Source organism: Clostridium sp. DL1XJH146 (assembly GCF_054819755.1).
This window is the reverse complement of record NZ_JBTVVN010000034.1, coordinates 12,920-36,453: the sequence shown is the minus strand read 5'-3', so window position 1 is coordinate 36,453 and position 23,534 is coordinate 12,920. Positions and strand designations below refer to the sequence as shown.

The window sequence follows — 23,534 nt, the reverse complement described above, 5'->3', positions numbered from 1 at the left end:
AAAAACCGCATGCACGGTTTGATGAGGGGAAAGAGGCGAGAGCCTCCGACCTACTCTACCAATGCACAATGCACAATTAAAAGATTAAAAGATTAAAAGATTAAAAGATTAAAAGATATACAATTTGCAATTAAGAAGGATTTTGTTCCTTGTAGTCACAAAATATTCAATTAAAGATTCTCGACCAAAGGGAGAGAATCATCCTTAATTGTGCATTGTTAATTGTGCATTGTGCATTAAGGTTCTAGTAAAGGTTTAATAAAGGAGGATATTTATGAATAAAATAGTTTTTTTCGGGGGTAAAGGTGGCGTTGGAAAGACTACATGTTCTGCTGCTTTTTCTATAGCATCAGCATCTAGTGGTAAAAAAACGTTGCTTGTGTCTACTGACCCTGCACACTCTATTTCAGATATTTTTGAAAAGAAGATAGGTGAAAAAATAATAAATATAGAAGAAAATTTAGATGCTTTAGAGATAAGCTCTGAAGTTGAATCTAAGAAATATATGGAGGGAGTAAAAGCAAATCTTAAAAATGTAGTTTCTCCTGTCATAGTTGAAGAAATTAAAAAACAAATAGATGCGGCTGCGGTTTCACCAGGTACAGAAGAAGCTGCATTATTTGATAAAATGATTGAGATAATAAATGAAAAAGTAGATGAGTATGATCAAATAATATTTGATACAGCTCCTACAGGACATACAATTAGGCTGATAAGTTTGCCACAATTATTAGGTTCTTGGCTTGAAACTCTAATAGTGAAAAGAAAGAAAGCACTTGGACTTATGTCTATGGCGAATCATCATGGTAAAAAGAAGCAAGAAGAAATTGAAGAAGATAAAGTAATTCAAATTCTAAGTAAAAGGTTAGACAACGTAACAAAAGCTAAGAAAATAATGATTGATGATAAAAAAATGTCCTTCATATTTGTATTAAATGCAGAAAAACTTCCTATAGAAGAAACAAAGAAAGCTGTAGTTATGCTTGAGAAATATGATGTTAAAGTAGATACTTTAGTAGTTAATCGTATCTTCCCAGAAAAAATAGAAGATGATTTCTTTAAAAAGAAAAAAGAGCAAGAAACAAAGTATTTACAAGAAATAAACGAAAGTTTTAAAGGTAAGAATATTATAAAAATACCTATGCTTAGTTCTGATATGAGAGCATTCAATATTAAAGATATTGCAGAATTCTTTAATAAATAAACCCAAGTTTAAAGGGTTTATTTTTTTCTTAATTTATAATTGTGGTGATATATATAATGCAGTTTAAATAAGCAAATTTAAGTTTAATATTGCAAGTTGCCTTATATTTAATAGAAATATTCTATTAAATATAACTGTTTTTTACTATTATAAATATGTTAAAATTAGATAAGATAGTTTTTAAGAAAACTTTTTGATATGCTAAAATAACAGTGAGTTCTTTACAAGTCTTTAAATTAGTTAAAGATTCTCAGAGGTACGAGGAGAATCATCCTTAATTGTGCATCGTGCATTGTGCATTGTGCATTATATTTTGTGTATTAGGTATTGTATCATGAATTGTGCATTAAAGAGGAGGGCATATGGAGACCGTGCAAAACAATATATTGATTGTTGAAGATGAAAAAAGAATGAGAAAATTAATAAATGCTTATTTGAAAAGAGAAGGGTTTAATTGTATTGAAGCTGAAAATGGGATAGACGGACTTAAAAAATTTAGAGAGAATAAAATTGATTTAGTAATTTTAGATATAATGATGCCTGTAATGGATGGGTGGACAGTTTGTAAGAGTATCAGAGATAATTCTGATGTACCTATAATTATATTGACAGCAAAAGCTGAAGAAGAAGATAAGTTGAGAGGATATGATTTGGGTACAGATGATTATGTAACTAAACCTTTTAGTCCTAAGGTTCTTGTGGCGAAGGTTAAAGTGGTTATGAAGAGAGTTTATAGTAATGAAAAAGAAAAAGATGATAAATTAAATTTCGATGGGTTAATATTGAATGAATTATCGCATCAAGTTTTGTTGAATGATGAAGAAATATATTTATCTCCTACAGAATATGATTTGTTGATTTATTTTGCGAAAAATAAAGGAATAGCTTTATCAAGAGAAACTATATTGGATAAGGTCTGGGGTTATGATTATTTTGGTGGACTTAGGACTGTCGATACAAATGTTAAAAGATTACGTGAAAAATTAAAGGATAAATCACAATATATAGTTACAGTAAGAGGTAGTGGCTATAAATTTGAGGTGAAATAATGAAGAAAAAGAGAGTAAAGAGCATTAGACGTAAACTAATTTTAGTTACATTATTGATGTTTTTAGTCTTCATTGTTTCTGAAGTTGTGTTTCAAACGGTATTCTTTGAAAAATATTTCACATGGAAGAAGACAAATGATTTTAAGGCTGAATTAAAAGAATTTGAGTTTGAATATTATAATGAAATTGATAATTGGAAAGGAACTATTGAGATTATTAAGGCTTTTGAACAAAAAAGCGAAGCTAAAATTGTAATACTTGAGAATGATGGCACATTAAGCTACATTACCAATTTTGAGGATTCTGTTAAAGATGTTACAAAGCTTAACGATGTTAAATCAATAATAACAGATTGGATATCCAAGCCTGATTCCATAATAAATATTCAAAATTCAGAGGATATTACTTACACTGTTGAAAATGAGTATTATGATTTTAATTATCTTGTATGCATTTCACCTATTAAAAAGAATAATACAACTGTTAAAATAATTTTTGCGATAACTCCTTTAAATGAAGTAAAAGATACTATTGGGGTCTTAAATGATTTTTATTCTTATTTTTACATAATTGCAATTTTAATAGTATTGATTTTGTCAATATTCTATTCAAATTTAATTTCCATTCCTCTTATCAATTTGAATAAAAAAGCGAAAAAAATGGCTCAATTAGATTTCACGGAGAAATGTGATAATGGTAGAAATGATGAAATTGGATATTTAGCTAAAACCTTAGATTTTTTAGCTGATAATCTTAAAGATGCTTTGAATTCACTAAAAGAATCCAATGAGCAGTTAAAAGATGATATCCAAAAAGAAAAAAAGTTAGAAAAAATGAGAAGAGAATTTGTAGCATCAGTTTCGCATGAGTTAAAAACTCCAATAAGTTTGATAGAAGGGTATGCAGAAGGACTAAAAGATAATATATTTGATGAAGAAGATAAAGATTTTTATATAGAAGTAATTATAGATGAATCTCGTAAAATGGGTAACTTAGTAAATGATATGTTGCAACTTTCTAAATTTGAATCAGGAAGTATTTCTCTTGATATAAAACAGTTTGATATAGTTTCTATGGTTAATTCATATATAAGAAAATTAAGTCCTATTGCAGAAAATGAAGGTAATAAACGAATTATAGCTAAATACGATCCGTCCCTTTCTATACTGGCTTATGGTGATGAAAATAGGATAGAAAAAGTAGTAAATAATTACATGACTAATGCAGTGAGATACACTAAGAGTGATAAAAATATATATGTAGATATTGCTATTGTTAATAATCAGGTATATGTGGAAGTGGAAAATGAAGGTGAAACTATTCCAAAAGAGGAAATGGAAATGATATGGAATAAGTTTTATAGAATTGATAAATCGGGTAATAAGAATTATGGAGGGACAGGACTTGGTCTCTCAATAGTAAAAAATATTTTGGATTTGCATAAAAGTTCTTATGGAGTTGAGAATACAGATTTAGGTGTTAAGTTTTATTTTACCTTGAAATACAAATAAAAATAAGCAGTAAATAAAGAATAAAAAAACCTTGCATGATGATATGCAAGGTTTTTTAGAGGGGAAGTGTATATATTCGAATTAATCGGATAATTCTAAGTTAACTTTAATAGTTTCGTTGTTTCTAAATACTTCTAATTCTATAACATCACCGGCTTGGTACTGTTCTTTTAAGGTGTTTAATTCCTCTGTAGTTTTAACAGTTTTGCCATCGAAGCTTATGATAACATCGCCTGTTTTTAATCCAGCTCTTTCACCAGGACTAAATTCTTCCACTTCTTTAATGTAAACACCTTCAGGTATATTATATCTTTCAGATATGTCAGTTGTTATATCTCGAACAGTAATTCCTATTGTAAGTATAGGCTTTATGAGTTCGCTCATAATTGGCATAATATCATTAATAGGGATAGCAAAGCCTAAACCTTCTACAACACTACCAGCTATTTTAGCACTATTTATACCTATTACTTCACCATAGATATTAACAAGTGGACCACCACTGTTACCTTCGTTTATAGCTGCATCTGTTTGTATATATGTTTGAGTAGCAGCGGTATTTTCATCTACTGTAACCTCTCTATTTAAAGCACTAACTACGCCAGTTGTGACAGAGCCAAGAAACTGTCTTCCGAGAGGATTTCCTACAGCTATTACAGGGTCTCCTACTTGAAGATTATCAGAATCTCCAAATGAAGCAACAGCAGGCATTGCAATATCATCAACTACTTTAATTACAGCTACATCTAATTCTTCATTATAATTAACAAGTTTAGCTTCTACTTCTTTTGATTCTCCATCATTAAAAATAACTTTAATTTGTTTTGCTCCATTTACAACATGATAGTTTGTTAATATATATCCTTCTTCACTAAATATTATTCCAGAACCAAAACCTTCAGTTGGAACGGCAGTTCCTAAAATATCAGTTACAGTAACTGATGAAGTCGATACGCCAACAACGGCTGGACCAATTTGTTTAGCAATATTTGAAACTGATAAAGGAATATAATTAGTAGTAGTAACTGGAGTTTTTACTGTTTCAGTAGTACTATTGTCTGTATTATCTGAAGTTGCTGTATTTTGAGCTAGGTCAAGTTTAGGTAAATAGAAAGCTGTGGCAAAAGAACCAACAACACCACCGGATATTGAGCATATTAATCCTATGGCTATTAGAGGTAAAATTCCTCTACGCTTTGTATGCTTTTTCTTAGGTAGTTTTTCCTCAGGTTGTGTTTCAACAGATTGAATTTCTACAGGCTGTGTTTTTTCTAGCGAATTATTTTCTAGATTTTCATTGTAATTATCCATTACTATACCTCCGTAAAAATGTAATTAATATTAGATTTAGATTATTATGTCTATACTTAATATAATAAATATTATTTGTTACATTAATATGTCAGATAAATTAAAAAAAAAGTTAAGAAAGTTAATAAAAATAAAAAAAAATGTGAAAAAATGTGAAAAAATGTGATTATAAATTTAATTCTGCCTTATTTAATGAAGCATTTATCTCTCCGCCTATTAGGATTATAAGTGAACTAATATATAACCATAAAAGTAGGGCTATAACGGCTCCGATTCCACCATAGAGCCTGGAATAATTGTTGAAATTATTGACGTAATAAGAGAAAAGTATTGATGATAAAATCCAACCAACGGTTGTAAAAATTGCACCAGGTAGAACCTGGATGAAAGTTAACCGTATAGTAGGAGTTACTTTGTAAATTAGTGCAAAAATAAAAATCATTGCAAATAATGAAACAAGATATCGTAGTAAATCCCATAATAAGTTTAACTGCCAAGGTAAATTTAGCCATAGAGTAACCTTTATGCCTATCAAATTACCAAGAACGAGTAAGATAAAAGCAAAAATAATTAACAAGGCTAAACCAAAGGTACATAAAATAGACATAAGTTTAACGGAAATGAAGGAACGACGCTCCTTGACTCTGTAGGCTTTATTTAAGCCTCTAATTATTGCACTTATGCCTGTAGATGAAGCCCAAATTGTGATAATAGCACTAATAGACAATAAATTACCGTTTGTGGAATCGAATATTTCTATTATAGTAGTATAAATGAGTTCAAAAACAGTGTTAGGCAATATTGTTTTAAGACTGTTTAAAACAGATGTGCTTTCTATAGGAATGTAACCAAGTAACGTAAGTAAAAAAATAATAAAAGGGAAAAAAGAAAGCAAAAGACTGTAAGCTAGTTGCGATGCTAGCGCTAATATATCATCTCTATTTAATTTCCGGAAAAATTTGAATATTTTTTTTTGATTAATCATAAAAAAACCCTTTCTTTTTAACATAGTTTTAAGAGTGCAGCTTTTTTAAAAATATGGAGTGCAGTTTTTTAAAAATATGGAGTGCAGAGTGCAGTTAAAACATAAAATATAAAGTATAAAACATAAAACATAAAACATAAAACATAAAACATAAAACATAAAACATAAAAAACCTCATTATGTTTTATTTTCTCACAAACTTAATTATAAAGCATTAGCTGTATTTTTGCAGTATTTTGATTTCTTTTATTAGTATAAAACTAAACCTATAAAATTAGTACATAATTATATAGATAATTGTGAAAAATTATAATGAGGGAAAAATATAATTGCAATGAATAATGCATTAGATAAAACAAATGCACAGTGCACAATGCACAATGCACAATAAAGATTTTGCTGTGCAAAATCTTTATTGTGTTAAAAGATTATTAGAGAATTAAAGAGAAAGAAACAAGGAGCATTAATAAAACAATACCTAATAATAAAACAAAAAGAAAGGGTTGATAGAATGCATGTATTTTATAAATATAATGGAAAGTTTGGGTCTGCAGAGGCTGATTTTACAGAAAGAAGTATAAATGATGCAATACAGTGGAACTTACTTGCCGAAGAAGCTAAATATAATGCTAAAGAATTTATCCATTTGACTAGAAAAGTATTGAATGAGATGTTTCAAGATGGAGATATAGAGTATAGCTTTAAAAGTGAAGAAACACTTGAAGAGAAGATAAAAACATATGTACATCCAAAAATGGAGAATGGTTTTTTTGACTTAAATGTTACACATGATAACAATGAGCATTATCTGATGCATCTAGGCTTTGATAATAAATCTTATATTTCTTGATATAAGTGAAAAAGAAAGGAAGAAGTTAGGTTAGTTTGATAATGACCAGCTTCTTTTGATTATGTATAATTTTAAAATGTAGACAGGGTAATTGTTGTATAGCTAAAAAATATTTAACATAAACGAAGTTATTGTGATAAAATATCATTAAACAAGTTCTAGATTTGGCAGAAAGATAATATAAGGACACAACAATGATATTAATATTAACATGATTTTGAAATATAAAGCAGTAAACCAAGGAGAAAGTTTATGTTAGATAATCTTATATTTAGTATTAGTATTGTAATGCCTATATTTTTAGTGATGTGCATGGGGTATATTTTAAAGGAGAAAAAAATAATAAACGATAACTTTATAAAAACTGCTAATATCATTATATTCAATGTTGCACTTCCTATAAAGTTGTTTAATGATGTGTCAAAAAGTTCTTTTGATGAATATTTTGATGCTGTATTTATATCCTTTGTTATAGTGGGGCTTTTGATAAGTGTAATAGTGATTTGGCTAATAGGCATATTCTTTATTAAAGACAAATCTCAGCTGGGAGCTTTTATACATGGTTCTTATAGAGGCAACTTTTTATATGTAGGTTTATCATTTATGGAAAATATAACGGGAACAATAGGATTGAAAACGCCATTGATAATTGCTTTAGCCGTACCTTTAGTTAATGTATTAGCGGTTATTATACTTACATTTACAGATGTAAGCACAGAAGCAAAAGTGAGTATTAAAGATACACTTAAATCAGCTTTTATTAATATAGTGAAGAACCCAATGATTATTGCGATATTTTTAGGTATTGTTGTTTCAATTATAGGTATAGAGTTACCATTAATCTTAACGAGTACAATGAGTTATTTTAAAGCAGTAGTAACTCCACTTGCATTAATTACTATAGGTGCTTCTTTTAACTTGCGAAATTCAGTTGGAAGTCTAGCGGCGGCTCTTTTAGCAAGTTCAATAAAATTAGTTATTATGCCATTGGTAGCAGTTGTACTAGCTATATCAATTGGTTTTTCAAATGAAGATATAGTATTGATTTATTTATTTTTCGGCGTGCCAAGCGCAGCGGTATCTTATATAATGACGGCAGCAATGAATGGGGATAAGGATCTTAGCGCCAATATAATTATGACCACAACAATTCTTTCGGTATTAACTATGACAGTATTTATCTTTTTCTTTAAGACTGTGGGGATTGTATGATAATACATAGAGAACTTATTTTTATAATGAAGAGTGCTGATTATAGTTAGCAATTTGCAATTATTGAACATTGCAAATTGCAAATTATCTTTTAAAAGTAGTAGTTTAATATAATCAAAATTTTAAAATATAGCTTACCACAAAAAAAAGGAGGATTATTTATGAAAATTGTAAGATTTGTAAAAGAAGAGCAAGAGGATTATGGGGTATTAAATGAAGATGGCAGAATACTTTCTTTTGGAAAAATTTTTGGAGAGAAAGCACCAACTAATTATGTGGAGATAGTTGAAAAATTTGAATCTGACTATAGAAATAAGATAAATAGTTGTGGCTTAGAAGAGTATGATATAAACTTGGATGAAGTTATATTGAAATCTCCTGTTGATGACCCTAAAAGAGGTGTGATTTGCTTAGGTAAAAACTATAGAGAACATGCAAATGAAGTTCTTAGTTCTATGGACCTTAAAGGTGGAATACCAACTGATCCAATTTATTTTTGCAAATTAGTAGATGAGCCAGTTGGACCGAATGAAATAATTCCTTTACATAAAGAACTAACTGATTCTTTAGATTATGAAGCTGAATTAGCTCTTATAATAGGAAAGAAAGGTAAAAATATATCTAAAGAGGATGCTGAAGATTATATATTTGGATATACAATATTAAATGATATATCTGTAAGAAATCTACAAGCTAAACATGTGCAATGGTTTAGAGGAAAAAGTGTTGATGGAACTTGCGCTATAGGACCTTGTATAGTTACAAAAGATGAAATAGGATTTCCTGTTGAATTAGATATTAAATCTTATGTTAATGGGGAACTTAGACAAAATTCTAATACTAGAGAATTTATATTTGATATACCATTTACATTGAGTGATTTTTCAAGAGAAACTACTTTAAAAGTAGGAGATATAATTTCAACTGGTACTCCTGCAGGGGTAGGTATGGGATTTAAACCACCTAAGTTTTTCAATGAAGGAGACGAAGTTGTCTGTGTCATTGAGGGAATAGGAGAGCTTGCTAATACAGTTAAATAATTAAAAGAGATGTGTGATAAATATTTTTTGGTCTGGAAAATGAAAAAGGTAGGCAAATTAAGCCTACCTTCCCATTTAGGGTAACAGGGGAACGATTATTCCTTTCTTGTAAAAATACAACAGTTAGGTTGATATTTTATCAAATAATCTGGTATCTAAATCACAAGTTTCAATTAGCATAATAAGAGAATGGTACATAACTAATTTCTAAGCGGCGTAGTTGTTATAGCAACGGCCGCAATGAATATCCAATAGAGACACCTCCGAGATAATCATTTAGGAATAATCTATTCCGCCTGATAATATATATAATACCCCGAAAAACAAAAATTATACATAACCATAAAAATATTATATATAAAAAATACTGAAATATAGGAAAGATATTAGTATTGATTAATATTAGAAAATATATAATTTAATTAATATACTTATGAAAAAATACAGTAATTGCAAATTAATTCTCGTTGCGAAAATAAAAGTAATGTGCTATAATAATTTAGGTTTAAAAAAATAATAATCTTTAATTCAGTCCAGAGAGGCTGGTAAGATGGAAGTTTTCATAAGCATATTATGCAGAAATGCGTGTATATAGCTTCTTACCAGCACAGGTAAGAAGCTTTTTTTATAAATTTTTTTAAATTAGATACTTTAAATCAGTCCAGAGAGGCTGAAAAGGAGAATGAAATTCTCCTTAAAAAATGGCTTTATAAAAATAGAGCTCAAATATCAAAGGGGGAAATATAATGACAGAAAACGTAATTAACAAATCAAATGAAACAGAAGGACTTTTAGCACAATCAAAAAAAGTAATCTTAGCTCTTCAGCACTTAGTTGCAATGTTTGGGGCCACGGTTTTAGTTCCTATACTAACAGGATTTGATCCAGCAGTAGCACTAGTTGCAGCAGGGTGTGGAACTTTGATTTTTCACTTTTGTACAAAGAAAAAGGTTCCAGTATTTTTAGGTTCTTCCTTCGCATTCATAGGTCCTATTTTAATTGTAAAAGAGCAATTTGGTGATTTAGCATATGCTCAGGGTGGAATTATGGTAGCTGGTTTAATTTATGTTTTACTATCATTACTAATTAATAAAATAGGTGTTGAAAGATTATCAAAGATCTTACCTTCACATGTAATAGGTCCAATGATTATTGTAATCGGAATGAGTTTAATCCCAGTAGCAATAGATAGTGCAAGAGTTAACATAGTAATAGCAATAATTACTTTTAGTGTAGCAATATTAGTTTCAAAATTTGCAAAAGGGTTTGTAAAGCAATTAGCAATTCTTATAGCTGTAACAATCGGATACTTAATTTGTGCACTTTCTGGAATTTTAGATACATCAACAGTAACAGATGCAGCTTACTTTGCAATACCAAACTTCACTACTCCAAAATTTGCATTAGGAGCAATTGCAATAATTGCACCAGTAGTAATAGCAGTATTTATGGAACATATAGGAGATATTACAACTAATGGAACAGTAGTAGGAAAAAACTTTGTAGAAGACCCAGGTTTAAATAGAACATTACTTGGAGATGGACTTGCTACATTATTTGCTGGTTTCATAGGCGGACCTGCAAATACAACTTATGGTGAGAATACTGGTGTACTTGCAATCACAAAGAACTACAACCCTGCAATATTAAGACTTGCAGCTGTTTTTGCAATAATACTTGGATTTGTTGCAAAAGTTGGTGGAGTTCTAAGTTCAATTCCACAACCAGTAATGGGTGGTATTTCATTCATGTTATTTGGAATGATTTCTTTGATAGGTGTAAAAACTATAAAAGATAATAATGTAGAATTTAATGCAAAAAATATAATTGTTATGGCTTCAATCTTAATAGTAGGACTTGGAACAACATATTTGCAAAAATATGCTGGGATTTCTTTAGGAGTTCACATTCCAGGAACAGTAGTATCTTTAACAGGATTAAGTTTGGCAGCTATAGTTGGAATTTTTATAAATGGTATATTTATATTTGTTAATTGGATGTTGAATAATAAAGAAGCATAATTAATTCAATGCACAATCTACAATGCACAATGCACAATGCACAATCAAGTTCAAGAGATAAGTTCAAGAGATAAGTTCAAGAGATAAGTTCAAGAGATAAGTTCAAGAGATAAGTTCAAAAGATAAGTTCAAGAGATAAGTTCAAGAGATAAGTTCAAATGATAAGTTCAAATGATAAGTTCAAGAGATAAAAGATAAGTTCAAAAGATAAAAGATAAGAAATAATTAAAAGAACAATTAATAAAAACAATAAATATTTAAACATAAGTTAATGTGCATTATTTTGATATGAATGTGTAGTTATGATTTCATAATGTTTAATAAAAAAAGAATCTTTTGCCTGAGGGTGATGGATTCTTGTTTTATAAATAGGGGTTTTGTATATATTATAGATAGAGTCAGTAAAATAAAATAAAATTATATTAAATTTTCATTAGGTTATAATTGAACTGTGAACTGAAACATGTATATTTATGCAATGGCACTTGAAATAAAGTAGATAATGAAATATAATTTTAATATTGTAAATACATTAAAACAATAAAAACAAAATTTTATATAAAATTAATATTTTTCATACAACAGAATTCTAAAATTAAACACAACAAAAAAAGAGGGGGCAACATTAATGAAATGTTCAAAAAGAATTAACGGAGTGGGGACTTCACCTGTAAGAAAATTGATACCTTATGCTGAGGAAGCTAAAAAGAACGGAAAGAAAATATATCATCTTAATATAGGCCAACCAGACATTAAGACACCAGACATATTTTTTGATGCAGTAAAAAATTATAAAAAAGAAGTATTAACTTATGTATCCTCAAGAGGAATACCAGAATTAGTTAAGGCTATTCAAAATTATTATAAAGACTACGGTATGGATTTTGAAGAGGAAGAAATTTTAGTAACATGTGGTGGAAGTGAAGCATTACAATTAACATTGCTTACTTTGCTTGATGCAGGTGAAACTGTACTCGTAGCAGAGCCTTATTACGCAAACTACAATACTATTTTTAAATCATTAGAATTGAATGTGGCTGGTATCCCAACTAAGGCAGAAGATGGTTTTCATTTGCCAAAGAAAGAAGTTATTGAGGAAGTTATTAAGAAAAATCCAACTATAAAAGCAATTTTACTTCCAAACCCAGGAAATCCTACTGGAACAGTGTATACAAAGGAAGAAATTGAAATGATAGCTGATATAGCTATAGAACATGACATTGCAGTTATAGCTGATGAAGTATATAGAGAGTTTGTATATGATTTTGATTCTTGCACAAGTTTTGGTACTATAGATAGAATCTATGATAGACTCGTTATAATAGATAGTATTTCAAAAAGATATTCAGCTTGTGGTGCTAGAATTGGATGTATGATTAGTAAGGATAAGGAATTTTTAAAGCAAGTATATAAAATGTGCCAATCAAGACTTTCAGTAGCAGAGCTTGAACAAGTAGGAGCAGCTGCATTATATACTACTCCTGATAGTTATTTGAAAGAAGTAAATGAAGAATATAGGAAAAGAAGAGATGTGCTATATGCAGGTCTAAGCAAAATAGAAGGTGTTGTATGCAGTAAACCAGAAGGTGCTTTCTACTCAATGGTTAAACTTCCAGTAGATAGTTCTGAAAAATTTATAATATGGCTACTTGAAAACTTTGATGTAGATGGTGAAACAGTAATGATGGCACCAGGAGATGGCTTCTATGCGACAGAAGGAATGGGTGTTAATGAAGTTAGAATAGCTTATGTCCTTAAAGAGGAAGACCTTAAGAAAGCTATTAATATACTTGATAAAGGACTTATGGAGTATCCGGGAAGAACTATTTAATTAATGCACAATGCACAATGCACAATTAAGGAGGATTTTCTTCCTTGCGTCAGAAAATCTTTAATTTAATTATATTTATAGTATACAGACTGCAGTTTACAGTTAAAATCTTTAAACTTCAATTAGCAATTTGCAATGTGCAATTGAGGATGATTTACTCATTCTTCGGAAATTTTTGAATTAATTCAAAGATTCTCGACGAAAGGAGAGAATCAACATTCACTGCACTCTGCACTCTGCAAAGTGCACTCTAATATTAAGACAATAACTTTTATAAAAACAATATTATAGATGAAAATAGACTATAAATAAGAAACAAAAAAAGAACGGGGGCATTTAAATGAACAATTTAATAGTGGCTAAGTTTGGGGGCAGCTCCCTTGCTAGTGCTGAGCAGTTTAAAAAAGTAAAGGGCATAATAGAAGGCGATAAAAACAGAAGGTTTGTTGTGCCATCTGCTCCTGGTAAGAGAAATAGTAAGGACCAGAAGATTACAGACCTATTTTATTTATGTCATGCCCATGCAAAACAAAACATACCTTTTGATCAAGTTTATAAATTAATTGAAGATAGATATAGAGGTATAGTTAATGGATTAAATATTGAAGTTGATATTGATAAATATTTAAATGAAGTTAAAGAAAATATAGCAAATGGCGCTAGCGAAGATTATGCTGCTAGTAGAGGTGAGTACTTAAATGGTGTTGTACTTTCGGTCTATTTAGGTTTCTTGTTTGTGGATTCTGATAAAATTATAAAATTTGATGCATCAGGATGTTATGATAAAGAAGAAACTGAAAAGTCTTTTAAGAATATAGTTTCTTGTCCTTGTGAAGGTTCAGGTATAGTCATTCCAGGTTTTTATGGTTCTAAGCCAGATGGAGAAATAAAGACATTTACAAGAAGTGGTTCAGATGTAACAGGTTCAATAATTGCACATTGCTGCGGTGCTGTACTATATGAAAACTGGACAGACGTTTCAGGATTTTTGATGACAGATCCTAGAATAGTAGAAAATCCAAAACCAATAGAGAAGATAACATACAAGGAATTGAGAGAATTATCATATATGGGAGCCTCTGTACTTCACGAGGATGCTGTATTTCCAGTATTAGAAGACGGAATCCCTATTAATATAAAAAATACAAACAAACCAGAAGATAAAGGTACATTAATAGTAGGAGAAAATCAGGTAGAGAATAAAAATACAATAACAGGTATTGCGGGCAGAAAGAACTTTACTGTAATAGCTGTAGAAAAAACATTAATGAATGCAGAAATAGGTTTTGGTAGAAAACTGCTATCTGTATTTGAAAGCTATGGTATTTCATACGAAAATACTCCATCAGGAATTGATACTATGTGCGTGGTAGTAGATGATTGTAACCTAGACGGAAAATTGGATAGAGTTATAAAAGAAATTAAAAGAACATGCATGCCAGATGCAATACAAGTAATACCAAACATGGCTCTAATCGCAACAGTAGGTAGAGGCATGGCCCAAACAGTTGGTGTTTCAGCTAAGGTATTTAACGCTTTAGCGAGTAGTAATATCAATATAAGAATGATTGATCAAGGATCTTCAGAGATGAATATAATAATTGGAGTTGATAACTCAGACTTTGAAGGGGCTATAAAGGCTATTTATGGGGCGTTTCAGTAAAAAGAAATTTGCAATTTGTAATTTGCAATGTGCAGTTTGCAATTGAGTTCAAAAGAAAATTTCAAGTGAAGAATGCTAGATGCATAATCAAAAGATAAAAGATAAATGATAAAAGTGAAATATAGATAAGATTATTGAAATTGAAATGAAAAACTTTATAGTGTACAATGAAAGAATTTTTTAGCTTGCTAGGAAATTCTTTTGTTGTATTGTTTGATAATTTGCGTGTGTTATGGTGATATGTTGTATAAATAGTATTTGTTTGATTGGTATTTGATAATAAGAATATAATGAATATATAGGTATATATTGCTAAAATAAAGTGATGATAACGCAAAATTATCAAGAAAATCAAAAGAAGAGATGAATCATTAACAAAATGTTAATAATTATATTGAATAGTTAATGATGAATATAGTTTACAAATAAAAGTAAGTGAAAAATACCTTGTTGAATTTGATTAAATAAATGTAAATAAAATAAGGTAAAATTTAATGTGAAATATAATAATATTATTTTAATAAAATTAGCTGTCAATAGAAAGATAGCATTCAAGCCGTTTACGGTTGTATAGGACAGTTAATTGAATTGTTGGTTTGCATTTAATTCTGTCGACAAAACATAACAAAATTGAAATAATTTACTTTAATTATTAATTTAATTTAATAATTAGAGTTTACTTTTTTAATTTTAGTAAATATGATATAATTGTCGTGTCGCTGTGTGCATTATTTTAGTAGTAAATAGGAGAATGATTTTGTACAAGTAATATGAATGAAATGTAAATAAGTAAAAAAATATTATTCCAATGATAATAGCATGAAAACCAATTTTTGATTATTTTTCATTGAGAAAATTATTGTAAATAAAATTTAACTGTTTTTTAATAGTAATGAGGTATAATGTTTGTGGTTTTGTTTAATTGACAGAGGTTTATTAATTTTGTTTTGAGGGGGAGTTAGATGGATAAGGTGGAGAATACCTTTTCTTTAGACTATGAAGAAAGTGAAGATTATGTGGTTGAGATTTCAAACCAATATATGAAGAGGATTGGATACTATTTTATTAAAAGATTGATTGATGTAGTTGGTTCTTTAATGGGATTAATTATATTAAGTCCAGTTTTATTAATAGTAGCTATTTTAATAAAATTAGATTCCAAAGGCCCTTTGATTTTTGCTCAAGAAAGAGTAGGGCAATATGGAAATACCTTTAAAATGTACAAGCTTAGATCTATGTGTGTTGATGCAGAGGACAAACTTTGTGAACTTAAAGACAAAAATGAAATGTCAGGGCCTATGTTTAAGATGACTGATGATCCTAGGATTACAAAAGTAGGGAAGGTTATTAGAAAAACAAGTCTTGATGAATTGCCTCAATTGGTTAATGTATTAAAAGGCGAAATGTCAATTGTTGGGCCAAGGCCGAATCTTCCGAAAGAGATTGCTTTATTTGAGAATTGGCATAAAGACAAGCTTTTAGCTAAACCAGGACTCACTTGCTTTTGGCAAGTAATGGGGAGAAATGATATAGACTTTGATGATTGGATGAAATTGGATAATAAGTATTTGAAAGAGAGAAGTACTTGGCTTGATATAAAGTTGATTTTTATTACAATCAAGGTATTATTTGGGGATAAGAACGCTAAGTAAGGACATTTTGCCATATGAAGAATTAACAATACAATAAATGAAAATTTGTGAATTGAAAAATTTTATGAAGTTTATAAAAATATTTATAATATTTTAACATATTAAAGGAGTTGTTTCTTATGAAAAGAGCATTAATTACAGGTATAACAGGGCAAGATGGGTCATATTTAGCTGAATTATTACTAGAAAAAAATTATGAGGTATATGGCCTTATAAGAAGAAAAAGTACCGCTGATTATGGAAATGTTGAACATATCAAAGACAATATTCAATTTATTTACGGTGATATGACTGATTTAACATCATTGATCAATGCAATTAAGATTTCGAAACCAGATGAAGTTTTCAATTTGGCTGCACAATCTTTTGTTGGTACATCATGGGAGCAACCATTAGCTACTGCAGATATTGATGCTATTGGTGTAACTAATATATTAGAAGCAATTAGAATTGTTAAACCATCTGCAAGGTTTTATCAGGCTTCAACAAGTGAGATGTTTGGTAAGGTGGTAGAAATTCCTCAGACTGAAAAGACACCTTTTTATCCTAGAAGTCCATATGGTGTTGCTAAATTGTATGGTCATTGGATTACTATTAATTATAGAGAGAGTTATAATATGTATGCTTGCTCTGGAATTTTGTTTAATCATGAGTCAGAAAGAAGAGGAATAGAGTTTGTTACACGAAAAATTACAAATGCTGTTGCAAGAATTAAATTAGGATTTCAAGATTGTTTGGAATTAGGAAATCTTGATGCTAAAAGAGACTGGGGCCATTCAAAAGATTATGTTGAAGCAATGTGGCTTATGTTACAACAAGAATCAGCAGAGGATTATGTTATTGCTACTGGTGAAACGCACAAAGTAAGAGAATTTGTAGAATTAGCCTTTAAATGTGTAGATGTTGAGGTTAAGTGGAAGGGAACTGGGGTTGAAGAAATAGGGATAGATGCAAAAACAGGAAAAACTATAGTCAAAATTAATCCTAAGTTTTATAGACCGTCTGAAGTAGAATTATTGTTAGGTTCTCCAGAAAAAGCAAAAAACAATTTAGGATGGCAATTAAAAATTGGGTTTACAGAACTAGTGGATAAGATGGTTAAAGAAGATATTAATAAAGCTACTTATGAGATGGAGTACAATACTATTAAAGAAGTTGCAAGTACTGTTGATAATAAGTAGTTAAATACGTATAACTAGTTTTTAAAAATTTTTATAATGCTAGCAATAAATAAGGGTGCTTTTCTGTATTTAATATAGTTAGGCACCTTGTTACAATCGATACAGAGAATAATAATTTGGCAAATAGTAGATCGAATTAAGTTAACATAATTCTAGAGTAAAAAAATTAAAATTTATTGTGTAAAAAAGGAGATGTTTTGTGAACATTGGAATAGATGCAAGATCTTTAATAAAAAAGAAGACTGGAATAGGTTTCTATGTTGAAAATTTAATTTTAAACCTTGTAAAAGTTGACAAAGAAAATACATATTATTTATTTTCAGATAGAAAAGTATTTTTAAAGGATTGTGAAAAGTATGATAATATCAATATTGTAGAATATAGTGATGGGATTTTGTTGAAAAAGACGTTTTGGTACTTTTTTAAACTTGGTAAATATTTAAATGAAAATGAAATAAAGTTAGATGTTTTCTGGGCAACACAACATATTATGCCTTTAGCATTAGATGATAATATATACAAAGTTATTACTGTTTTAGATTTTGTATACTATGAATTTCCAAGAACAACTACTTTATATAATTTAGTATTAAGTTGGTTACTAGTTCCATATTCGATAAAAACCTCAGATAAAGTACTAGCAATTTCTAATTCTACTAAAACAGGTGTAATAAAATATTTTGGTAAAACAATTAAAGAATATGATGTTAAAGTTATTTATCTTGGAGTAGAAGATATAAAAAAATCATTTTTAAAGAATGGAGTCACCTGTAAAAGATTATATAGTTTTGATTTTATCCAAGAAGGAAATTTTTTGTTATATGTAGGGACAATAGAGCCAAGGAAAAATTTAATTGTATTATTAGATGCTTTTACTAAAATAAGAAGAGATATAAATTTAAAACTTGTACTGTGTGGTAAAATGGGATGGAAAACAGAAAAATTTGTAAAACAAATGAATAATCATTTATATAAAGAAGATATTTTCTATTTTGATTACGTTTCAAATGAAGAAAAATATTATCTTATGGAGAAGTGTTTTGCTTTTATATTCCCATCAATATACGAGGGGTTTGGATTACCTGTAATTGAAGCTATGAAAATGAATGCCGTTACCTTAGTTTCACGTAGTTCTTCATTGGATGAAATTGTTGAATTAAATGAGCTGAAATTTAATGCTACAGATTCTACTGAACTATATACAAAGGTTATTTCTCTTTATAATAATGAAAAGTTATATAATTTGATGAAATTATACTGCTCTGGAAGAAGTAATGACTTTAAATGGCAAGCAACAGCTAATCAATATTTAGAAGTTTTTGAAAGGAATAGAGAGTAATCAGAAAATTTTATAGAACAAAATGATATAAAAGGAAGAAAATTATGAAAATTATATTTGATATTAGACCAATTAGAATAAAAGGAAATGGTATTTATAGTTATACGAAAAATTTAAGAGAACATCTTAAACTAGAGGAATTGTATTCTTACAATGAAATAGACGGCGTGGTTGACAATAACAGTAAAGTTATCGATAAGATTAAATACCATTTTTGGAATCAAATAGTATTACCTTATAAGCTATACAGAAAAAAAGCAAATGTGTATCATGCAACAAAAGAGTCAGCAATGCCTTTAATAAAGGTTTGTAAATATATCACAACAATCCATGATATAATTCCATATATATATAAAAAAGAATATTTTAAGAATAATTTTAGGTGGTTATTATTTTATAGAGTACCATTATGGATAGCAATACGAACTTCTGATATTATTATTACTGATTCGGAATTTTCTAAAAAAGATATAATTAAGCATTTAAAAGTTGATGAAAATAAAATAAAGGTAGTCTACCTTACTATTGAACAACATTTTCGCGAAATTGATACAGAAAAAAAGAAATTTCTTTATAGTAAGTTTGGATTATCTGAAAATCAACATTATATATTAGGCATAGGGGCAAAAGAGTTTAGGAAAAATAGTGATACTCTTATAAAAGCATTTCAATTGTATAAAATTGAGAATGAAGATGATATTAAACTGATTATTGTTGGTGAGGATTGGAAAAGTAAGAGTAGCTCTACTGGAGATGAATATAAAGAAATAGTATTTACAGGATATGTGAGTGATGAAGAGTTAGTTATGCTATATAATTATGCAGAGGTATTTGTTTATCCATCAATTTATGAGGGCTTTGGCTTACCACCCTTAGAAGCTATGGCATGTGGTACGCCAGTAATAACTTCGAAAACAACATCTATTCCAGAAATTGTAGGTAATGCTGCAATATTAGTTGATCCGACTAATTATTTTGAAATAAAAGAAGCAATTAGTTGTGTTTTGCACAATAAGAATTTATCGAGTAGGTTAATAAAACAAGGCAAGATTAGAGTTGAAAAATTTAAAGTGGAAAATATGATTAATAATATAAATAAGATTTATGATGAATTATTGCAAAGTGAAAGTCCTGAATTGGAATAAATAACTTATCTATTTTTGAAAGGAAAATGAATTAAATGGGCTTAAAAAAAAATTTGATTTATAATGCGATATATCAGATTATAATTGTAATATTACCATTTATTACAATACCGTATATATCGAGAGTTTTAGGAACAAAAGGGATAGGAATTTATTCTTTTACTGATTCAGTTACGCACTACTTTATACTGACGTCTGTTTTAGGTGTCAACTTATATGGAAGCAGAGCTATTGCTTATGTTAAAGACAATAAATTGGAAATGAGTAAAACCTTTATGAGTATTTTTTATATAAAGATATTTACAACATTTGTTAGTTGGCTTGTGTTTTGTGTTTTTGTATTTACAAAAACCCAGGAGTATAAAATGTTTTATTTAATTGGAATGATTAACTTTGCTACAGTAGCGGTAGATATATCATGGTTGATTACTGGGTTAGAAAAAATAAAAACTATTTTATTTAGAAATTTGCTTATGAGGGCTTTAAGTATAGTATTAATATTTACGTTAGTTAAAGACGTTAATGATTTATGGATATATATTTTAATTATATTAACAACCGCATTTGTTGGACAGATATTATTGTGGATTGAAGTGCCTAAATTTATTTATAGAGTAAGAGTAAACTTTGAAGATATAAAGACTCATTTTCGACCTATCGTAACCCTTTTTTTACTTCAAGTAGCAACAGAAATATATTTATATTTAGACAAGACAATGTTAGGCGTCCTTTCTACAACTACAGAAGTGGGTATTTACGAGATGGCTCAGAAATTGGTAAGGTTAGTGCTGACACTTGTAACATCTACAACAGTGGTTATGATACCAAGGATTTCGAATTTATTTGTTAAAAAAGATTTTTTAAAAATAAAAGAATATATAAGTAAAATGTTTGTAATGACTAATTTTATAACTGTCCCAATGATATTTGGTTTATGTGGAATAATAAGTGAGTTTGTACCATGGTTTTTTGGTACCGAGTTCAATAATGTTATTGTGTTAGTATATGTTATTGCTCCAATTTTAATCATTATACCTTGGGGGAATATTATCGGTGTTCAATTGATGATACCTATGGGAAAAGAAAAACTTGTAACAATTTCTCCTGTAGCAGGAGCTATTACTAATATTATTCTAAATGTTATATTAATTCAGAGATTTAAAGCTATCGGGGCGTCAATAGCTTCTGTATTTGCGGAGTTAATAGGAATGTTAATAACAATATTTATGATGAGAAAATTTTTGCCATTTAGAAGTATGTTTAAAGGAATACATAAAAATGTAGTTGCAAGTTTAGTAATGTTTGTGGTGATAAGAGTTATAGGTATTTCCATTGGAATAGGATTTATTACTACTCTAGTACAGATTTTTGTAGGTATTATTGTTTATTTAAGTATTCAATATATTTTGAAAAATGATATTGTTTTTGAAATTCTACAAAAAATATCAAATTTCATAAGTAGAGGAACTTTCTAAATATTTTAGTTTCAATTACTTTTTATTAGGTTATTAGAAAATATGTAAGATATGTAAGATATCTATCAAATATTAAATTTATATTACGAAAAGTGAGTTTTTTATTTACAACATTTTTTTGTTGTGATATAGAATTTTTTATAAAATAAAACATTTTTCGGATATTATTATATTTTTAAAGCTTAAATATAGCCATTGAAATATAAAGTGAATGAATTAATTGAAAAATTAATAAGTATAATCTCGAAAGTTAATTCTAAATTTTTAAATTAGTTTTAAATATTATGATAATTTATATTTAATTGGAGGAAATATATGAAAATTGGTTTGGATTTAGGGCCGTTGCATTCTAATAAAACAGGTATTGGATTTTATGTATATAATATTGTAAGTGGTCTAGGTAAAAGTGATTTTGAGATTAGAGCTCAAGTTATTTCTTTTCTAAAGTTAGGAAATATTAAGAATGAATTAAGTGATTTAGATATTGATATAAAGATTGATAGAGCCATTTTACCTTATAGGGTATATAAACGTATAAGTAAAATAATTCCATATAATAATTTATTTAAAGAAAAAGTTGATATACATCATTTTTTTAGTTTTACTGTTCCGTATAAAATAAAAGGGAAAGTTATTGTTACGGTATATGATATGGTTTATAAGAAATTCCCAGAGACTATGGAAAAAGAAAATCTTGAATATTTAGAGAAAAATGTTGAACGATCAGTAAAAAGAGCAAATATAGTAATAACCATATCTGAGAATGCAAAAAGAGAAATTATTGAATATACAAACATAGATTCCAATAAAATAAAAGTAGTATACCCTGGGGTAGATATTGCACCATATGTAACAGGCACTGATTATTCTAAATACAGTCAAATAAAAAATAAATATAACCTTCCAGATAAATATCTGTTATATTTAGGGACGTTAGAACCGAGAAAGAATATTAGCTTACTTATAGAAGCATTTTCGATGTATAAAAAAAGTAATACAGATGATATTAAATTAGTAATCGCTGGGAAAAAAGGTTGGATGTACGATGATATTTTTAATAAAGTTAAAGAGTTAAATATTAATAAAGAAGTTGTTTTTACAAACTATGTGGATGAGTCAGATAAACCCGAGATTTATAAAAATAGTAAGGCATTTATATTTCCTTCCTTATATGAAGGATTTGGTATCCCTGTGTTAGAAGCTATGGCATCAGGTGTACCTGTTATAACATCAAGTTCATCGTCATTACCAGAAGTTGCTGGAAATGCAGCTGTTTTGATAGATCCTAAGAATGTCAACAGTATTTATAAAGCAATTAAAAATGTCTTAAATGATAGCAAATTAAGAAGAGAAATGATTATAAAAGGAAAAGAACAGTGTACTAAATTCACATGGCAAAAATCAGTAGAAAAATTATGTGAGATTTACAAAGAATTAGTATGAATATTTATTTAGTTGACTATGTCGGAATGAGTTGTATTGAATTCAATTAAGAAAAGATAGAAATTATAGATTTCAAAAAATTATAGATAAATTTGTTTATTTAATATAAATTTAGATACTTACAGAATTGATAAAATCTAAAACATGCTTTTAAATTAGAAAAATAGTGTTAAAAAGAGAATAATAAAAACCTATTAATTAGTCATTATTAATGGGTTTAATGAAGCAATGTAGAATTCTTATTTTTTTTCTTCAGGTGTGTTAAATTTAAACTTTGTTTTTAAGTCACAAGTATCGCAGATAAGCATATATCTAAGCCCTTTATCTGATTAATTTTTAGGTAGATTTTTATTAATGTCATAATGTATTTTAATAATTTCAAAAGAAATTTAGATAAATAATGCCTTGATTTGTTTTTGTAAGATAGTTTTAATCGGCTGATAAAATTTCAACAGCAATTTAAAGATAAAGTTCATAGAATTTTCTGATGAATTAGGATAAAGCCAAAAATATACAAAGAAAACTGATTGTAGCAATCTTAAATGTACATATTATATTTAGCGCTGAAAGCACTGATATTAAACTGAAGTTTAAATAACGTCATAATTCTGCGTAATACGTA

17 protein-coding genes are annotated in these 23,534 nt (G+C 28.5%); 15 read left to right on the top strand and 2 right to left on the bottom strand.

Annotation, left to right across the window (positions count from 1 at the left end; genetic code table 11):
* Positions 1 to 274: 274 nt before the first annotated feature.
* The 3 genes from ACVHXK_RS14520 (at position 275) to ACVHXK_RS14510 (ending at position 3,764) form a co-directional block, all read left to right on the top strand.
* Positions 275 to 1,204: an ArsA family ATPase gene (locus tag ACVHXK_RS14520; protein ID WP_461207128.1), complete on the top strand. Its 930-nt coding sequence runs from the start codon at positions 275 to 277 to the stop codon at positions 1,202 to 1,204.
* Positions 1,205 to 1,575: 371 nt separating this feature from the next.
* On the top strand, positions 1,576 to 2,253 hold the full coding sequence (locus tag ACVHXK_RS14515) for a response regulator transcription factor (RefSeq protein ID WP_461207130.1): 678 nt from the start codon (positions 1,576 to 1,578) through the stop codon (positions 2,251 to 2,253).
* Positions 2,253 to 3,764, top strand: a complete 1,512-nt coding sequence (locus ACVHXK_RS14510; protein ID WP_461207127.1) for a sensor histidine kinase — start codon at positions 2,253 to 2,255, stop codon at positions 3,762 to 3,764. The genes ACVHXK_RS14515 and ACVHXK_RS14510 overlap by 1 nt, the downstream gene beginning before the upstream one ends.
* A gap of 81 nt (positions 3,765 to 3,845) precedes the next feature.
* On the opposite strand, the gene ACVHXK_RS14505 is transcribed toward ACVHXK_RS14510, so the two are convergent.
* Positions 3,846 to 5,075 (bottom strand): S1C family serine protease, encoded by a 1,230-nt coding sequence (locus ACVHXK_RS14505; RefSeq protein ID WP_461207126.1) that lies wholly within the window; start codon positions 5,073 to 5,075, stop codon positions 3,846 to 3,848.
* 166 nt (positions 5,076 to 5,241) lie between these two features.
* The gene (locus ACVHXK_RS14500; protein WP_461207125.1) at positions 5,242 to 6,060 is read right to left on the bottom strand and encodes a YihY/virulence factor BrkB family protein; all 819 of its coding nucleotides are present in this window, start codon (positions 6,058 to 6,060) and stop codon (positions 5,242 to 5,244) included.
* A 511-nt stretch (positions 6,061 to 6,571) separates the two neighbouring features.
* On the opposite strand from ACVHXK_RS14500, the gene ACVHXK_RS14495 reads away from it, so the two are divergent.
* From ACVHXK_RS14495 to ACVHXK_RS14440, 12 genes are all read left to right on the top strand, one after another.
* Positions 6,572 to 6,910 carry a hypothetical protein gene (locus ACVHXK_RS14495; RefSeq protein ID WP_461207124.1) on the top strand — a complete coding sequence of 113 codons (339 nt, stop codon included), beginning with the start codon at positions 6,572 to 6,574 and terminating at the stop codon, positions 6,908 to 6,910.
* A 252-nt stretch (positions 6,911 to 7,162) separates the two neighbouring features.
* A complete protein-coding gene (locus ACVHXK_RS14490) occupies positions 7,163 to 8,122 on the top strand; it encodes an AEC family transporter (protein WP_461207123.1) in 960 nt (319 codons plus the stop codon).
* A gap of 161 nt (positions 8,123 to 8,283) precedes the next feature.
* A complete protein-coding gene (locus ACVHXK_RS14485; protein ID WP_461207122.1) occupies positions 8,284 to 9,162 on the top strand; it encodes a fumarylacetoacetate hydrolase family protein in 879 nt (292 codons plus the stop codon).
* A gap of 746 nt (positions 9,163 to 9,908) precedes the next feature.
* On the top strand, positions 9,909 to 11,183 hold the full coding sequence (locus ACVHXK_RS14480; protein ID WP_461207121.1) for a uracil-xanthine permease family protein: 1,275 nt from the start codon (positions 9,909 to 9,911) through the stop codon (positions 11,181 to 11,183).
* Between the two features lie 628 nt (positions 11,184 to 11,811).
* Positions 11,812 to 13,014, top strand: coding sequence for a pyridoxal phosphate-dependent aminotransferase (locus tag ACVHXK_RS14475; protein WP_461207120.1), 1,203 nt, complete (start codon positions 11,812 to 11,814; stop codon positions 13,012 to 13,014).
* 340 nt (positions 13,015 to 13,354) lie between these two features.
* Positions 13,355 to 14,677, top strand: a complete 1,323-nt coding sequence (locus ACVHXK_RS14470; protein WP_461207119.1) for an aspartate kinase — start codon at positions 13,355 to 13,357, stop codon at positions 14,675 to 14,677.
* A 1,040-nt stretch (positions 14,678 to 15,717) separates the two neighbouring features.
* Positions 15,718 to 16,329: a sugar transferase gene (locus ACVHXK_RS14465; RefSeq protein WP_461207129.1), complete on the top strand. Its 612-nt coding sequence runs from the start codon at positions 15,718 to 15,720 to the stop codon at positions 16,327 to 16,329.
* Positions 16,330 to 16,448: 119 nt separating this feature from the next.
* A complete protein-coding gene (gene gmd, locus ACVHXK_RS14460; RefSeq protein WP_461207118.1) occupies positions 16,449 to 17,510 on the top strand; it encodes a GDP-mannose 4,6-dehydratase in 1,062 nt (353 codons plus the stop codon).
* Positions 17,511 to 17,709: 199 nt separating this feature from the next.
* Positions 17,710 to 18,849: a glycosyltransferase family 4 protein gene (locus ACVHXK_RS14455; protein ID WP_461207117.1), complete on the top strand. Its 1,140-nt coding sequence runs from the start codon at positions 17,710 to 17,712 to the stop codon at positions 18,847 to 18,849.
* Between the two features lie 44 nt (positions 18,850 to 18,893).
* Positions 18,894 to 19,994, top strand: a complete 1,101-nt coding sequence (locus ACVHXK_RS14450; protein WP_461207116.1) for a glycosyltransferase family 4 protein — start codon at positions 18,894 to 18,896, stop codon at positions 19,992 to 19,994.
* 35 nt (positions 19,995 to 20,029) lie between these two features.
* Positions 20,030 to 21,469, top strand: a complete 1,440-nt coding sequence (locus ACVHXK_RS14445; RefSeq protein ID WP_461207115.1) for an oligosaccharide flippase family protein — start codon at positions 20,030 to 20,032, stop codon at positions 21,467 to 21,469.
* Positions 21,470 to 21,784: 315 nt separating this feature from the next.
* On the top strand, positions 21,785 to 22,912 hold the full coding sequence (locus ACVHXK_RS14440; RefSeq protein WP_461207114.1) for a glycosyltransferase family 4 protein: 1,128 nt from the start codon (positions 21,785 to 21,787) through the stop codon (positions 22,910 to 22,912).
* Positions 22,913 to 23,534 lie beyond the last annotated feature (622 nt).

What these genes read in the sequence shown, in the direction of transcription:
- ACVHXK_RS14505 (WP_461207126.1), bottom strand. Translation starts at nt 5,075, where the DNA reads ATGGATAATTACAATGAAAATCTAGAAAATAATTCGCTAGAAAAAACA.
- ACVHXK_RS14495 (WP_461207124.1), top strand. Translation starts at nt 6,572, where the DNA reads ATGCATGTATTTTATAAATATAATGGAAAGTTTGGGTCTGCAGAGGCT.
- ACVHXK_RS14480 (WP_461207121.1), top strand. Translation starts at nt 9,909, where the DNA reads ATGACAGAAAACGTAATTAACAAATCAAATGAAACAGAAGGACTTTTA.
- ACVHXK_RS14450 (WP_461207116.1), top strand. Translation starts at nt 18,894, where the DNA reads ATGAAAATTATATTTGATATTAGACCAATTAGAATAAAAGGAAATGGT.
- ACVHXK_RS14445 (WP_461207115.1), top strand. Translation starts at nt 20,030, where the DNA reads ATGGGCTTAAAAAAAAATTTGATTTATAATGCGATATATCAGATTATA.
- ACVHXK_RS14465 (WP_461207129.1), top strand. Translation starts at nt 15,718, where the DNA reads ATGAAGAGGATTGGATACTATTTTATTAAAAGATTGATTGATGTAGTT.
- ACVHXK_RS14490 (WP_461207123.1), top strand. Translation starts at nt 7,163, where the DNA reads ATGTTAGATAATCTTATATTTAGTATTAGTATTGTAATGCCTATATTT.
- gmd (WP_461207118.1), top strand. Translation starts at nt 16,449, where the DNA reads ATGAAAAGAGCATTAATTACAGGTATAACAGGGCAAGATGGGTCATAT.
- ACVHXK_RS14510 (WP_461207127.1), top strand. Translation starts at nt 2,253, where the DNA reads ATGAAGAAAAAGAGAGTAAAGAGCATTAGACGTAAACTAATTTTAGTT.
- ACVHXK_RS14520 (WP_461207128.1), top strand. Translation starts at nt 275, where the DNA reads ATGAATAAAATAGTTTTTTTCGGGGGTAAAGGTGGCGTTGGAAAGACT.
- ACVHXK_RS14500 (WP_461207125.1), bottom strand. Translation starts at nt 6,060, where the DNA reads ATGATTAATCAAAAAAAAATATTCAAATTTTTCCGGAAATTAAATAGA.
- ACVHXK_RS14475 (WP_461207120.1), top strand. Translation starts at nt 11,812, where the DNA reads ATGAAATGTTCAAAAAGAATTAACGGAGTGGGGACTTCACCTGTAAGA.
- ACVHXK_RS14485 (WP_461207122.1), top strand. Translation starts at nt 8,284, where the DNA reads ATGAAAATTGTAAGATTTGTAAAAGAAGAGCAAGAGGATTATGGGGTA.
- ACVHXK_RS14470 (WP_461207119.1), top strand. Translation starts at nt 13,355, where the DNA reads ATGAACAATTTAATAGTGGCTAAGTTTGGGGGCAGCTCCCTTGCTAGT.
- ACVHXK_RS14440 (WP_461207114.1), top strand. Translation starts at nt 21,785, where the DNA reads ATGAAAATTGGTTTGGATTTAGGGCCGTTGCATTCTAATAAAACAGGT.